Genomic DNA, 14604 nt, shown 5'->3' on the forward strand with positions numbered 1-14604 from the left:
TTATTCCTCCTCTTGTATAACAAAGGTTTCCATTTCCCCTGTTTCCTTGATCACTTTCACCATTTGTTCCTCTGCACTTTTCAATTTCTTTGAACAGATTTTTGCCAATTCCATTCCTTCTTTATATTTGTCAATTGCTTTTTCCAATGGAACATCCCCTTCTTCCAAGGACTCCACAATGGCTTCTAATTTTTCCATCGCCTCTTCGAAGGTGATTGTTTTTTCATCCATTCTCCTTTTCCTCCCCTTTTATTTTTCCAGTTACTTTGGCGTGGATCTGACCATCATTTACTGTAATACGTAACGAGTCATCGATTTGGACATGATCGACACTTTTGATGATATTTCCCCTTTCTCCGTAAGTAATACTGTACCCCCGATCCATAATTTTCAATGGATTTAAGGCTTCCAACGTTCGAATCATACGTTTAAATTCTCCCTCTTTCAATTGAAAGATGGATTCTGCTTGAAATGTTAAACGTTTTCGGGCGTTTATATATTTTTCCTTCGCAAGCAGTAATTTTTGTTCCGGATGATGACGCAAAAGGAGTCGGTTCACATGTTTTAATGTTTGCTGTCGATTCGAAAGTAGTAGTTTCATCGATCGATTCATTCTCTCGAAGGTACGATCGAGCATTTCCATTTTTTGTTCGTACAATTTCTGCGGATTCCGAAAAACATAGGAATGTTTCAATCGGTTCAATTCTCGTTTATTTTCTTCAATGGAATTTTTTATCGTTTTTATTAATCGGATTTTACGATTGTTAATCTTTTCCATTAATTCATTCACACTCGGTACGGCTAGTTCTGCAGCACCGGTGGGAGTGGGTGCACGGAGATCAGCAACGAAATCGCTAATCGTTACATCCGTCTCATGTCCGACGGCAGAAATAATCGGAATCGTCGATGAATCAATCGCCCTTGCCACGATTTCCTCATTAAAAGGCCATAATTCTTCGATCGATCCCCCACCCCTACCGACAATTAAAACGTCCACTTCTTTTCGTTCATTCGCCAGATGAATCGCTTTAACGATAGACTGGGCAGCATCCTTTCCTTGTACGAGGGCAGGGTAAATAAAAATTCGACCTAAAGGATATCGCCGTTTAATCGTTGTAATAATATCCCGAATGGCCGCTCCGGTAGGTGATGTGACTACTCCAATGGAATGTGGATACAGGGGGATGGGCCTTTTTCGTTCTTTTTTAAAAAGCCCTTCCTTTTCTAATTTTTTCTTTAATTGTTCAAAGGCCAAATACAATTCTCCAATCCCATCCGGTTGCATTTCTTTCACATATAGCTGGTATTGACCGTTTGGCTCATATACGGTAACTTCACCTCGAACGAATACGTTCATTCCATCTCCGGGAAAAAAGCGCAATTGGCGGGCATAGTTAGAAAACATAACGGCAGATATCCGAGCATTCTCATCCTTTAATGTAAAATATATATTACCGTTAGAATGTCTTTTAAAATTAGAGATTTCTCCCTTTACAAAAATATTTTGAAGATGGGGATCGAAGTCAAATTTGCGTTTAATATATTTTGTTAAGGCTTTTACCGTCAAATACTGTATTTCATCCATTTTCCTCCCCCTTTATTCGAACGAATTAGCGGTGATGGCGATTTCAATCGGAAAATTCATCCACATTCATTGTTGCCGCCTGAATCGTGTTAGCGAGCAACATCGTTATCGTCATCGGACCAACGCCTCCGGGAACAGGTGTAATCTGTGAGACTTTTGGAAGTACATCAACGGTATCCACATCCCCACATAATTTCCCATTTTCATCCCGGTTTATTCCCACATCAAACACAACGGCCCCTTCCTTCACATCTTCAGCCCTAATGAATCGAGGTTTACCAACAGCGACGATTAAAATATCCGCCTGAAGGGTATATTTTCTTAAATTTTCCGTTTTGGAATGGCAAAAGGTAACGGTCGCATCGTTGTCTAATAAAAGTTGCCCGATCGGTTTCCCGACAATATTGCTTCGACCAACAATCACCGCATGCTTGCCTCGAATGGAAACGCCTGCTTCTTCTAACATAACCATGATTCCTAAAGGTGTGCAGGGAACGAGACTTCTTTCCCCTAATACTCTTTTTCCAATATTGATCGGATGAAAACCGTCGACATCCTTATTTGGATCGATCGCTAAAATTACCTTTTTCGAATCGATATGTTTCGGCAAAGGGAGTTGAACTAATATTCCGTGAACACTAGGATTTTGATTTAGTTGTTCCACCTTTTGTAAAATCGTTTCTTCATCTGTTTCAGCTTCATAATGGTAAACATCTGATTCAATCCCTATTTCTTCGCAAGCTTTCTGTTTATTTCTTACATACGTCATCGAGGCCGAATCATCACCGACGAGGATTACTGCGAGACGGGGGTAAATTCCCATCCCTTTCAACTGAATTACCCGTTTTTCCAACTCTTTTCGTTTTTTTCTTGCGATTTCTTTACCATCGATCAACTTCGTATGCATAATCCCGCCCCTTTTATCACTCAGACTCTAAATGATTTTTGATTTTCGATAAAACGCCGTTGATAAATTTTGGAGACTCCTCATCCCCATACTTTTTTGCAATTTCCACCGCTTCATTGATCGATACGGAATAAGGAATATCCTTTTCAAAAACCATTTCATACGTGGCAATGCGTAACAAATTTCGATCGACGCGCCCTAACCGATCGAGCGTCCAATTTTCCAAATGATTTCCAATCAATTCATCTAATTCCGTTAAGTGATCGATCGTTCCAAAAAATAATGTTTTTAAAAACCCGTCATCTTCCCCTTGTTTTACGATCGATAAAAAGGCCTCGTTCGGTTCGATATTTCCCACATCTACTTGAAAGATTCCTTGTAACACTTTTTCCCTTGCTGTTCTTCGTTTCATATGTTTAATGACTCCTTTAATTGTTTCAAATTTGGCTACAAAAATTTTAGCACAGTTTATCTGAAAAATAAAAGGGCGTAGAAACCCTTTTGGGGCTGTTTAAAAAGTACAGCCCCTTTCACAAAATACACATGATGAATTTTTGGTGGCGGCGCTTTTCGCTTACACGGCACAGCCTTTTCGACTCGCAAGCTCCTCTATCGGTGTCTTCGAATCTTACTGTTTCATAATTAATAGCCAGACACCTTCCCTTTTAGGGACAAATCGGACAGCCGCGCCTTCCCCGTTTTCAAACGAATAAAAAAAGCAGGAGCGTTTTCCTGCTTACAAGTGGCTAGAGGCTATTCTTCTTCCTTTTCCGAATCTTTTTTTGACGATTCAATATACATATTTACGACATGAATATTGATTTCATCAGTTTCTAATCCGGTCATATTTAAAAGGGCTTGATAAATATTATCCTGCATTTTTTGAGCAATTTTCGGAATGGATACGCCAAAATTCAGAACGCAATATACGTCGATCTTTATTTTATTATCGGATAAGTCGACGCGAACGCCCCTTCCGTGGGATTTTTTCCCTAACAGTTCAGCGACACCCGTGGTAAAATTCCCCCTCATCATTGCAACGCCGTCAATTTCAGATGCTGCGATTCCCGCAATGACTTCAATCACTTCAGGTGCAATTTCAATTTTTCCGAGACCGCCCTCACTCATTTCTAATACATTTTCGGCCATCGTCTATGCCTCCTTATTATTTAACTTTAAAACATCATATTCCTCTAAAAATTTCGTGTTAAACTGACCATTGACAAAGGCTTCGTGTTCCATTAATTGTAAATGGAACGGAATCGTCGTGCTAATCCCTTCAATCACATATTCGCTTAATGCCCGTTTCATCCTTTCGATCGCTTCCTTTCGAGTTGGAGCGTGGACGATGAGCTTTGCAATCATCGAATCGTAAAAGGGAGGAATCGTATATCCGGGATAAACAGCGGAATCAACACGTACTCCGAGACCTCCAGGAGGTAAATACATGCCGATTTTTCCAGGAGAAGGTAAGAAATTCTTTTCCGGATTTTCCGCATTAATCCGGCATTCGATTGACCATCCTTGTAAACGAACGTCTTCTTGCTTCAATCGTAACGGTTCCCCCGATGCGATTAAAATCTGTTCTTTCACAAGGTCAACACCTGTAACGAGTTCAGTAACCGGATGCTCGACTTGAATTCGCGTATTCATTTCCATAAAGTAAAATTGTTCATTTCGATAATCATAAATAAATTCAATTGTTCCTGCACCCGTATAATTGACAGCCTTTGCAGCTTTGACAGCAGCTTCACCCATTTTTTTTCGAATTTCTTCAGTTAAGGCAGGAGAAGGGGCTTCTTCTACCAATTTTTGCAATCGACGTTGGATCGTACAGTCTCTCTCACCGAGATGAATTGTGTGACCATATTGATCAGCTAATACTTGAATTTCCACGTGGCGGAAATCCTCGATATACTTTTCAATATACACCCCAGGATTGCCGAAAGCCTTTTCTGCTTCCTCTTGGGTAATTCGAATTCCGCTTTCGAGCTCTTCTTTATTTTTCGCAACGCGAATGCCCTTTCCTCCACCACCTGCTGTCGCCTTTATAATAACAGGATACCCTATTTTTTCCGCAATGTTAAGTGCTTCATTAATATTTTCGATAATTCCATCCGAGCCGGGAACGATCGGTACACCGGCTTTTTTCATCGTTTCCCTCGCCACGTCCTTCGCGCCCATTTTCCCAATTGCTTCAGCACTCGGACCGACGAAGATTAATTGACATTCGTCTACTAGGGAGGCAAAATTTTCGTTTTCCGCTAAGAAACCGTAACCGGGATGAATCGCGTCACAACCGGTCATTTTTGCAATTCCGAGGATATTGGCCATATTTAAGTAGCTATCTTTCGAAAGATTGGGACCGATACAGTACGCTTCATCTGCCATTTGGACATGCAATGCATCCCGATCCGCTTCCGAATAAACGGCAACGGTCTGTATATTTAATTCTTTACAAGCTCGAATAATTCGAACGGCGATTTCTCCTCGATTGGCAATCAATAATTTTTTAATCACATTCCCACCTCTTATTCCGTTTTTACTAAAAAGAGTGGTTGTCCATATTCCACTAATTGTCCGTCTTCTACTAAACAATCGACGATTTCGCCCTTTACGTCCGCTTCAATTTCGTTAAATAACTTCATCGCTTCGACAATGCATACGATCGTTTTTTCCGTCACCTTCGAACCGACTTTTACATACGGTTCTGCTCCCGGCGAAGGAGCTCGATAAAAGGTGCCGACCATCGGAGAAACGATTTTATGGTAATCCCCATCATTTGTTTCAACCTGCTGTTTTTCCTTTTCCCGATTCTGTTGTTCCTCCTGTGGTGACACTTTTACGGATTGTTTGTCGTTCATCCTTTGTTCCGGTTTTTCTTCTACTGGCTTCTTCGGTGCTTCTATAACTGTCGGTTGCTGATTACGACTGATTTTCGATTCAACCATTTGATTTTTTTTCATAACGAGTTTCGTTCCGTTACTTTCATACGTAAATTCATCGATTCCTGATTGATCAATGAGTCGAATCAATTCCCGGATCTCTTGTACTTTTAGCATCGTATACACCCCTTAAAAGTTATGACTAGCTACTAATACTATACGATAAAATTTTACTTTACTTTAAATCGAATGACAAGCTATTGAATTTACCTTTCTTTTTTAGCATGGTACAACCATTTTTAAACGATCGAATGCCAACATTCATTTATGGAATGGAATATATGCATAAAAAAGCGTCCTGCAAATGATTGCCGGACAACTTTTTAACCCCTTTTATTTGGTTTCATTTTCCGTTTGAAAAGCGACGGTGACAAAGGTTGTACCTAGTTCTTTTTTCACCAATTGAATGATTTCATTCGCCTTCGTTTTTGAAGGTTCTCCCCCTTTTACTGTAATACTCACTTCCTTGCCATCGGTCCGTACTAGGGCATCCTCGTAACCTAATGTATTGATGATTAAAGTTTCGAGCAATTGCTCTTTCTCTGTCATTTTATGGAGCCGGTCCATTTCATCCTTCGCCTCACTTCTTTCTTGAGCAGTTAAATCCGTGGAAGCGGCGATTTCCGCTAATTCTTCCATTTTTTTACTCCGTTCATCTTGTAGTTGCATCCGAATTGCTTCAAATGCTTCATCACGGGTAATTTCTGTAATATTTGCCGTAATTTCATCTTCTCCCTCGGTCTGGTCTAAATTGATCCCTTCTCCTGCATTTGTCCATTCTGTTTCATCATCAAAATCTGAGTTTAAATAATAAACAGATAAAACGACGACGAGACTTAACATGGTTAATAACCATACGGTTTGTTTTTTTAGCATCATTTATTGATCCTCCTTCGATCACCTTATTTTTTTGCTAACACCGACACGCGATGACTAGGAACATCCAATGTTCGCATCACAGCCTCTTTAATCCATTTCTGTACTTGGATGTTTTCAGCCCCTTTTGCAACGACTAATACTCCCTCAATATCCGGCTTTTCTGTTTGAGATACAAGGGGAATTTCCTTATCACCTTCACGGATAAACACGAGCTGCTCTTCCATCGAATAATCTTCCACCTTTCGTTTTCCCCCGTTTGCATCGGTTTCATCTGTAATTTGCCGTTTATTTATCGTATTTTTTTCATATATTTTTTTTTCGGATGTACTAACATTGACGACAATGATTACGTCTCGAACTCCGAGAATGTTTTCCAATGCTTCCTTCAGTTCCTTTTCATAGTACTCCTCGTATTCTGCCATCGTTTTTGGATGTCGACTAGAATCGTTCCCGAACGTCTCCACTTCCTTTTCTTCGCCATTTTCGATTGAGGTCGGGATCGAATTCGTTATTTCATTTCCGTTTTTTGAAAGAAAATTGCTAAAGAGCATAATCGCAATGCCTAGGATGAGCAAAAGAATTAAATATTGATTTTTCGATAACGACTGTTTATCGGTTCCCTTTTTATCATTCAACCAATCTTTCAAAGATGACAGCATCCATTTATTTTTCAATTCCCCCCGTTTCCTCCTTCAACTTGTATTTCAATTTTTTCTTTATCGATTCCCCAACGTTGCGAAAGAAACTGAATGATTTGTTCACCATTAAATTCATCGTATTCATTTGAACGGACCGGTTGAACGACAACTTCCCGAACCGGTTCCACATCCCCTTTTTCCCCCGCTTCAAGTATGACGACGATCCGTTTCATTTGTTCCATTAGTCGATCATATTCCATCGGGAGCTCCAATTGGTCCTCTTCAAAATCGAACCGGATTTCCCCGATTGCATAACCGAATGAGTTCATCAGCTCCTTTTCCACATATTTTTCCATTTGGACAGCCGTTTGTTCTAAAATATATGCACGTTGTTGGGCTTGTATTTCTATTTTCTTTTCTTTCAAGGAATTTTGTGTATCGGCATGTGCGTAAAGGGACTCATTTTCAAATTCTTTAATTATTTCTTTTGGATCGAGGGAAATGAATTTAAAAATTGGTGTTAAGATAATTACGATCATAAACAATCCGAGAACCAATTTTACATACTTTTGCATCGACGATTGGGGAAGCAGTAATTCAACTACAGCAGCGAGCATAATGAACAAAATAATATTGGCGATCCAACTAGATATAAATTCCATATCAAACACCGCCTAATGAACCATCAATGTCAAATTCCCTGCTAAAATAATGACGGTTAAACTTAAAAAAAACATGATGGCAACGATTCCTAAGGCAGCAAATAAATAAATCACGCTCTTCGATATCACATCTAAACATGTAATAATAGCACCGCCTCCAAGGGGTTGTAAAAGAGCCGCCGATAATTTATAAATGAATGCGACGAGTAAAATTTTGATTGCAGGAAAAAGAATAATTAATAACATGACGCTTACACCAGCAATTCCTATCGTATTTTTCAAGATCGCTGTTGCACTGATCACCGTATCCGTGGCATCGGTAAACATACGTCCGACAACTGGTATAAAATTTCCAGTCATAAATTTTATCGTTTTCACCGCAACCCCATCTGCTACAGCAACCGCAGTCCCTTGAACGGAGACAACCGCTAAAAAAACCGTCATAAAAAGACCTAAAAGACCAATACTCCAATTGCGTAAAAGGGAAGCTAATTGGGTCGCTTTATAATGTTCTGTTAAAGTGCTGACAATGCTTAACAAAACTGAAAGGAATAATAGGGGGAGGACGATTTTATTGACAAAAATGCCACTGATGTTCGTTAAAAATAGTAATATTGGATGGAAAAATCCAGCAGAAATCGCTCCACCACCTGTCGCAACAAGCGCTAATAAAAGGGGAATAAAAGCGATCGTAAAATGGATCATTTGGTCAATTGTTGAACTAACATATTCCATCGCTATATGGAAACTGTTTAATGCGATGATTAATAAAACGATAAAGACGATGGAATAGGCAATTTTACTCACGATACCTTGCTCGAACGTATTTTGTAACGATTGAAGAAACATGCTGAAAATCGTCAACATCATTAACGTACCCAAAAGTTTTCCATTCGCTACGAGCTCAAAAAAGATAAAATGAAGAATGCCACGAATCCATTCCTTTACGGAAAACTGATCCGTGTTTTTTACGAAATCGGAGAAACTTCCCTTCGCTCCTTCTGGCAAAAATCCACCGTATTCAGTGACGATCATCTCCCAATATTGTTGGATATCACTTAAATCCATCCGGTCAATTTGATCATCAACCAAATCGGTAACATCATCTTTTGTTTCCGCACACACTTCACTTCTACTTGTCCAAATAAACAGCATCGAACAGAGGACGAAAAACCAGATCGGAAATCGCTTCAATCATTTCACCCCGTATTTTTTCAAGATCCTTTTATGATGGAATCATTTGTAGGATCATTTCAATTAATGTTGTAATAATCGGTACAGCCATTGCTAAAATAATGATTTTTCCAGCCATTTCAATTTTCGATGCAATCGTACCTTGACCTGCATCCTTCGTAATTTGGGATGCAAATTCAACGATATATGCAATACCGATAATTTTTAAAATCGTATCCACATATATTTGATTTACTTTGGCATTCCTCGCGATTTCTTCAATCATCCGGATGATTTCATAAATTTGATCGATGAGAAAGAGGAAGATGGCGCTACCGGTAAATATCGTCAATAAAAAGGCAATATTCGGTTTCTGTTCCTTTACGATTAAGGCAAGTAAGCTAGCGATCAGTGCTGTCCCAGTGATTTGAAGGATATCAATAGAACATTCCTCCTTTAATTATGGAATAGGAATACGGACTTAATTTTTTGAAACAAATCATCGACGATGGAAGCTACTTGATACAAAATATATATAAATCCGAATAACGTAACCCATTGGGCATATTCCTTCTTTCCAACTTGATCTAAAATCGTGTGCAAAAATGCCACGACAATTCCTACCCCAGCAATCTTAAATATCACTTCCACATCAATGCCCATACTAACGAATCCTCCCTAATGGCTGTTCGATCACGTCGCATCCGTTCAGTGATGTCGAATGATTGAAAAACTGTTCAAATCAAAATAATGATGATGAACAGACCCGATAATACCCCAAGGCTTTTTACCATTTTCCCGTACGTTTGTTGTTTTTCTGTCGCTTCCCGTTCCACCCTTTCCAAATAGGTCAATGTAAGTTGAATTTGTTTTTGTTGTTGGACGAGGTCATGTCTTCCAAGGGTCTCTCCAAATTGGAGTAATATTTCCAACTCCGAATTTTTCATTGCTGTTTTCGGCCAAATTTCTTTGAGACTTTCTTCCCATGCCTGTTTCGCGGTAATTTCCCTTTCGATCAGTTTATTTGAAAAACAATCGAAAAGAATTTGGATTGGTACTACAAACTGTTTAGAAATTTTCCTAGACGCTTCATGTAATGGTGTGTGACCGTACATAATTTCCGCTTCTAAACTTTGTAACGCGCTTTTCATCATTCGTAATTGGCGGATTCGTTCAGAATAGGATCTGGACACTTCCAATCCGATCCAACTTGAAGCGGCAAGAATAAGAAGTGCACCGATCAGTTTCATTTATATCCCCCTGTTTTACCGTAAATTTCCCTTCCGTTTTCATCCTTTAAGCTAACCACCTTCCCAGGTCCTTGTATTCGTTTTAATTCGAAATATCGTTGGAAGATTTTCTGTTCTAAAATTGGTTTTAAAGTTGGGCGATGCTGAATATCTTCAAAACTTTCACCGTGGGTTGTCATCATTAACCGAACACCGGCGTTCACCGCTTCTAATATTGCTTCCGTATCCTCCTTACGACCGATTTCATCGACTACGAGAATATCAGGGCTCATGGAACGAATCATCATCATCATTCCTTCTGCCTTTGGACAAGCATCCAGTACATCGAGCCGATGCCCGAAAGTCATTTGAGGTACTCCTTGAAAACAACCGGCAATTTCACTTCGTTCATCGACGATACCTACCTTTTGGGCAGGTATGTTCCATCGTTTTGATCCGGTGGACATGATTCTTGCAAAATCCCTTAACAAGGTTGTTTTTCCCGTTTGCGGTGGTCCGATGATCATCGTATGCTTCCAATTGGAGTCATATAGAAATGGAATCCATTTTTCTCCAATTCCGATTTTTTCCTTCGCAATTCGGATATTAAATGAACTAACGTGTCGAATGCCTTTCACTTTTCCATTTTCCAATATAACCTTTCCACCCAATCCGATTCGGTGTCCACCTTCGATCGTAATAAATCCCCTTTTCAATTCTTCCTCTAATGTGTAAAAGGAATGTTTTCCTAATTTTGAAATGAGTTTCTCCGCTTCCGACATGTCCACGAAGTAAGGAAGGAAAACGGTTTTAGTCCCTGTTAAAAGTTCTACCGGACGATTGACTCGAATTCGAATTTCTTCAATATCCTTTATATTCCCATTTGTTATTGCAATAATTTTTTCCTCAATGTCCTTCGGTAAAATCGATAGGATCCCATTCAAAGCGAACGACCTCTTTCGTCAGAATGAAAGTTCTTTCTTTTTTAAATGTATTGCCTAGTTGGACAAAGTATGACTTGCTTTTTTCTCAATTTCGTTCATTGACTGGAAAACCATTTAAAATAGAAAAACGCATCACCTTAACTACTACGGCGATACGTTGGGATCTTCCTACCGAGATCACTTCTCTTTTCTAGCTATATTAGACACATTTTCTTTCTTGAAAACCGACTGGTGAGTTTTCCTTTTTTTCTAAAGGCGATGTTTTTTTAAACGGAAAAAAATTTCGATTCTTTCATTTGAATAATTGGATATGGAAAAAAGAGAGATGTTAAAAAAAAACACTAGATTATGGAGGTCAGTCTAAAATATAATGGTCCATCGACTATTATAATATTAGGAGTATTAAGTTTTTATTGGGAATTTGTATAAAAAACCATTGTATATAAAAAGCCGAGGTGGGAAATTACCACCTTTTTCATCCCTTGCTTGGTCGTTCGTATGAAATAACACCGACCCAATCCAAGTTTATGATTATCCAATATCGGGCGGGGGTATTTTTTGTCAAAGAAAAAAGGCCCCAAACTTTGGGACCTATGATGACCTTTACGCTCGAGACACATAACTTCCATCGACCGTATTAATGATTAAAACATCCCCTTCGTTTACGAAAAATGGAACTTGAACGACAAAACCCGTTTCCAATTTCGCTGGTTTTGATCCTCCGGAAGCCGTATCCCCTTTTATTCCCGGTTCCGTTTCGACGACTTTTAGTTCGACAGTGTTCGGTAGTTCCACCCCGAGGGTTTCACCTTGATACATGATGATATGTACGATCATATTTTCCTTTAAAAAGTTCAATTCGTATTGGATTCGCGATGCAGGCAATTCCACTTGTTCATAGTTTTCCGTATCCATGAAAACGTGGCTATCTCCGTTCGCATATAAATATTGCATCGTGCGGTTATCGATTTGAGCTTTCTCTACTTTTTCACCGGCACGGAAGGTCTTTTCTTGGATGGCACCAGTTCGTAAATTTCTCAATTTTGAACGGACAAATGCCGCACCTTTCCCCGGTTTTACGTGTTGAAATTCCAATACTCGGTAAATTTCACCGCCAACTTCGATCGTTAAGCCTGTCCGAAAATCATTTACAGAAATCATGAATAGATCCTCCTTAAATTACAAAATAATAAGTTCCTTCGTTGAGTGGGTTAACCGTTCATTTCCGTCTTCTGTAATTAAAAGATCGTCTTCGATTCGAACACCCCCAAGATTTGGGATATAAATTCCCGGTTCAACGGTGACAACCATACCGGGAGCAAGAACCGTATCGGATTTCACCGATAAAGCGGGGCCTTCATGGACTTCCAAACCGATACCATGGCCGGTCGAATGACCAAAATATTCCCCGTATCCTTTTTCCGTTATGTAGTCCCTCGGAATAGCATCCGCTTGTTTCCCAGTCATCCCTGGTCCAATTTGTTCGACACCTTTCAATTGGGCCTCGAGAACGATATTGTAAATTTCTTTTAATTCATCCTTCGGTTCCCCAATTGCCACGGTTCGAGTAATGTCGGATACGTAACCGTTATAAATGGCTCCATAATCGAGCGTTACGAGATCTCCCTTTTCAATAGTTTTATTTGTTGCAACACCATGGGGAAGGGCAGAACGAACGCCTGATGCAACAATCGTATCGAAGGATGAAGAAGTGGCACCGATCTTTCGCATGAAAAACTCAAGTTCATTGGATACTTCCAATTCCGTTTTCCCTGGACGGATAAACTCCAATATATGTTTAAATGCTGCATCAGCAATATCCGCAGCTACCTTTAATATCTTAATCTCATCTTCCGATTTTATCAAGCGGATTTTTTCAACGACATTGGAGACAGGAATGAGGGAGGCAGACATTTGTTTTTCGTATCCTTTAAACGTTGCAACCGTCAAATGTTGTTCTTCAAAACCGACCTTCGAAATATTTTTTTCTTTACAAATGCGTTCGACTTCTTCGGCAATGGATCCACGATGTTGTACAATTTCATACCCAACGGCCTGTTTTTTCGCCTGTTGTACATAACGGAAATCTGTAATGATATATGCTTCCTCCTCTGTAATTAATACAACCCCAGCACTTCCAGTAAAATTGGTCATATAGCGCCGATTATACGGGTTTGTGATCAACATGGCTTCAATGCCAAAATGGGAAAATTGATTCCTTAACTTTTCTACTTTTTTCATTTTGTCCTCTCCTTATATGGATTTTTCTCATTTTACCCAATTACAGTGGTAAAAGGGCGATGTAGACGGAATGACCATCCTTTCATTTCTATTAATATCGATTGATACACATATTTTACCATATCGAGGAACAATTCCACTACCTATTCCTCTCCTTTCCCTTCCATCGCTTGTCCTTTTTCCCTTAACATTTCATGATAATCGTAGGAAATCGAATAGCCGATGAAGACTCCGAACAAAACGAACAGACAAAGGGTTGTGATAATCGTATTTTTCGTCAATTCTGTAATCGGATTTAAACTAGGAAATAACGGGTTGAGGATGAAAAATACGAAAAGAAAAAGGGCAAGTCCATAAAAAATACCGACCCAAAAATTTTCGAATTTTTTCAATGTAAAATAATAAATATATGCAGCAACGATTCCAAAAAGGCCTAGGAAGAAGATGGAAAGGGTTGTTCCGATCCAACCGGTTTTCCAATCGCCCAAAGACCATGGCTCCAATATGACGTTCGGATGAATATCTGTAAAGTGAAAAACATTTGCTAGAAATCCTAGTGTTCCCCAAAAGGCTCCACCGAAAAAGCCGGTAATAGCCGATGAGGTGACGACCGATAGCGATTTTTCCCGCGTCTGTTCTTCCAATTTCCGTTGACTCAAAATGATCACCTCCGACTATAGTATGACCGATTGGGCAAAAATTTTTTCCGTTTTTCGAATTTAATAGCGATTTTCGAATATCTTTTGTAAAATAGAATTAGGGACGCTTCGTCGGTATTTGATACATATGCGATTCACCATATTAAAGGAAAATCTTTTTTTACATTTAATCAATGATTGAAGCCTCTATTTTCATCGATTATTTTAGAACGGATAATATATTGATCAAGTAGTTTAAAAGGGAGATTTTTTGCTAATGATGTGATTAGGAGGTGACGATATGAGAGCGAAGACTCCGATTTTTGTGTATATTCTGCTTCTCTTAGCACTCCTTGGATTTATCGCCCTTCTACAAACGAATCCACACGCACTCGTTCGCTATCTTTTAGGGACAGTGATTGTCATTTTCATCCTTTTGCTCTTATTTAAATATATATCCCCAACCAATATGACCCGTAGGGAAGAAGATCGGGCTTTTGCAAAAGCAGCAAAATATTCCAAAAAAAGGATGAAAAAACTTTCGACTAACAACAAAAAAAAGGCACATCGATCTAAACATGCACTTCGTAGAAATCGAAATCATTTAACGGTGATTGAAGGTAAAAAAGGAAAAAAGAAAAGTCGAGCACTCCATTGACTGTCTACTTTTTAACATCTTTCCGAAAGAAGTCTCCCACTTCTAAACGAAGCGAAAGTGGGAGATGAATTTCGGTTAGGCGTAGGTATGAGTTGTCTCTTTTTT

General features: G+C 39.2%; 19 protein-coding genes. 1 reads left to right on the forward strand and 18 read right to left on the reverse strand.

The window, feature by feature from the left end:
* The 18 genes from xseB to OE105_RS07235 all read right to left on the reverse strand — a co-directional run bounded on the left by xseB (position 1) and on the right by OE105_RS07235 (position 13871).
* A complete protein-coding gene (xseB, locus tag OE105_RS07150) occupies positions 1-231 on the reverse strand; it encodes an exodeoxyribonuclease VII small subunit (RefSeq protein ID WP_275419529.1) in 231 nt (76 codons plus the stop codon).
* Positions 224-1585 (reverse strand): exodeoxyribonuclease VII large subunit, encoded by a 1362-nt coding sequence (gene xseA / locus OE105_RS07155; protein ID WP_275419530.1) that lies wholly within the window; start codon positions 1583-1585, stop codon positions 224-226. Before xseA ends, xseB begins: the two co-directional genes overlap by 8 nt.
* Positions 1586-1628: 43 nt before the next feature.
* Entirely contained in the window at positions 1629-2492 is an 864-nt protein-coding gene (folD, locus tag OE105_RS07160) for a bifunctional methylenetetrahydrofolate dehydrogenase/methenyltetrahydrofolate cyclohydrolase FolD (protein WP_275419531.1), read from the reverse strand.
* A gap of 16 nt (positions 2493-2508) precedes the next feature.
* Positions 2509-2904 carry a transcription antitermination factor NusB gene (gene nusB / locus OE105_RS07165; RefSeq protein WP_275419532.1) on the reverse strand — a complete coding sequence of 132 codons (396 nt, stop codon included), beginning with the start codon at positions 2902-2904 and terminating at the stop codon, positions 2509-2511.
* 341 nt (positions 2905-3245) lie between these two features.
* Positions 3246-3641, reverse strand: coding sequence for an Asp23/Gls24 family envelope stress response protein (locus OE105_RS07170; protein WP_275419533.1), 396 nt, complete (start codon positions 3639-3641; stop codon positions 3246-3248).
* A gap of 3 nt (positions 3642-3644) precedes the next feature.
* Positions 3645-5012 (reverse strand): acetyl-CoA carboxylase biotin carboxylase subunit, encoded by a 1368-nt coding sequence (accC, locus tag OE105_RS07175; RefSeq protein WP_275419534.1) that lies wholly within the window; start codon positions 5010-5012, stop codon positions 3645-3647.
* 11 nt (positions 5013-5023) lie between these two features.
* The gene (accB, locus tag OE105_RS07180) at positions 5024-5554 is read right to left on the reverse strand and encodes an acetyl-CoA carboxylase biotin carboxyl carrier protein (protein ID WP_275419535.1); all 531 of its coding nucleotides are present in this window, start codon (positions 5552-5554) and stop codon (positions 5024-5026) included.
* 216 nt (positions 5555-5770) lie between these two features.
* Complete coding sequence (locus tag OE105_RS07185) at positions 5771-6316, reverse strand: SpoIIIAH-like family protein (protein ID WP_275419536.1); 546 nt, start codon at positions 6314-6316, stop codon at positions 5771-5773.
* A gap of 23 nt (positions 6317-6339) precedes the next feature.
* The gene (gene spoIIIAG, locus OE105_RS07190; RefSeq protein WP_275419537.1) at positions 6340-6990 is read right to left on the reverse strand and encodes a stage III sporulation protein AG; all 651 of its coding nucleotides are present in this window, start codon (positions 6988-6990) and stop codon (positions 6340-6342) included.
* Positions 6987-7616 (reverse strand): stage III sporulation protein AF, encoded by a 630-nt coding sequence (spoIIIAF, locus tag OE105_RS07195; RefSeq protein WP_275419538.1) that lies wholly within the window; start codon positions 7614-7616, stop codon positions 6987-6989. Before spoIIIAF ends, spoIIIAG begins: the two co-directional genes overlap by 4 nt.
* Before the next feature lie 12 nt (positions 7617-7628).
* The gene (gene spoIIIAE / locus OE105_RS07200) at positions 7629-8771 is read right to left on the reverse strand and encodes a stage III sporulation protein AE (protein WP_275422125.1); all 1143 of its coding nucleotides are present in this window, start codon (positions 8769-8771) and stop codon (positions 7629-7631) included.
* 70 nt (positions 8772-8841) lie between these two features.
* On the reverse strand, positions 8842-9225 hold the full coding sequence (gene spoIIIAD / locus OE105_RS07205) for a stage III sporulation protein AD (RefSeq protein WP_275422126.1): 384 nt from the start codon (positions 9223-9225) through the stop codon (positions 8842-8844).
* Between the two features lie 20 nt (positions 9226-9245).
* A complete protein-coding gene (gene spoIIIAC / locus OE105_RS07210; RefSeq protein WP_275419539.1) occupies positions 9246-9452 on the reverse strand; it encodes a stage III sporulation protein AC in 207 nt (68 codons plus the stop codon).
* A gap of 74 nt (positions 9453-9526) precedes the next feature.
* The gene (gene spoIIIAB, locus OE105_RS07215) at positions 9527-10039 is read right to left on the reverse strand and encodes a stage III sporulation protein SpoIIIAB (protein WP_275419540.1); all 513 of its coding nucleotides are present in this window, start codon (positions 10037-10039) and stop codon (positions 9527-9529) included.
* Positions 10036-10962 carry a stage III sporulation protein AA gene (gene spoIIIAA / locus OE105_RS07220; protein WP_275419541.1) on the reverse strand — a complete coding sequence of 309 codons (927 nt, stop codon included), beginning with the start codon at positions 10960-10962 and terminating at the stop codon, positions 10036-10038. Before spoIIIAA ends, spoIIIAB begins: the two co-directional genes overlap by 4 nt.
* Positions 10963-11565: 603 nt before the next feature.
* A complete protein-coding gene (gene efp / locus OE105_RS07225) occupies positions 11566-12123 on the reverse strand; it encodes an elongation factor P (protein WP_275419542.1) in 558 nt (185 codons plus the stop codon).
* A gap of 18 nt (positions 12124-12141) precedes the next feature.
* Complete coding sequence (locus OE105_RS07230; protein ID WP_275419543.1) at positions 12142-13203, reverse strand: M24 family metallopeptidase; 1062 nt, start codon at positions 13201-13203, stop codon at positions 12142-12144.
* Between the two features lie 143 nt (positions 13204-13346).
* Positions 13347-13871: a YqhR family membrane protein gene (locus OE105_RS07235; protein WP_338030899.1), complete on the reverse strand. Its 525-nt coding sequence runs from the start codon at positions 13869-13871 to the stop codon at positions 13347-13349.
* Between the two features lie 271 nt (positions 13872-14142).
* Between OE105_RS07235 and OE105_RS07240 the strand changes: the two genes are divergently transcribed.
* Positions 14143-14499, forward strand: a complete 357-nt coding sequence (locus OE105_RS07240; protein ID WP_275419544.1) for an SA1362 family protein — start codon at positions 14143-14145, stop codon at positions 14497-14499.
* Positions 14500-14604: the final 105 nt, after the last annotated feature.

Source organism: Fervidibacillus halotolerans (assembly GCF_026547205.1).
Classification (GTDB): domain Bacteria; phylum Bacillota; class Bacilli; order Bacillales; family Caldibacillaceae; genus Fervidibacillus; species Fervidibacillus halotolerans.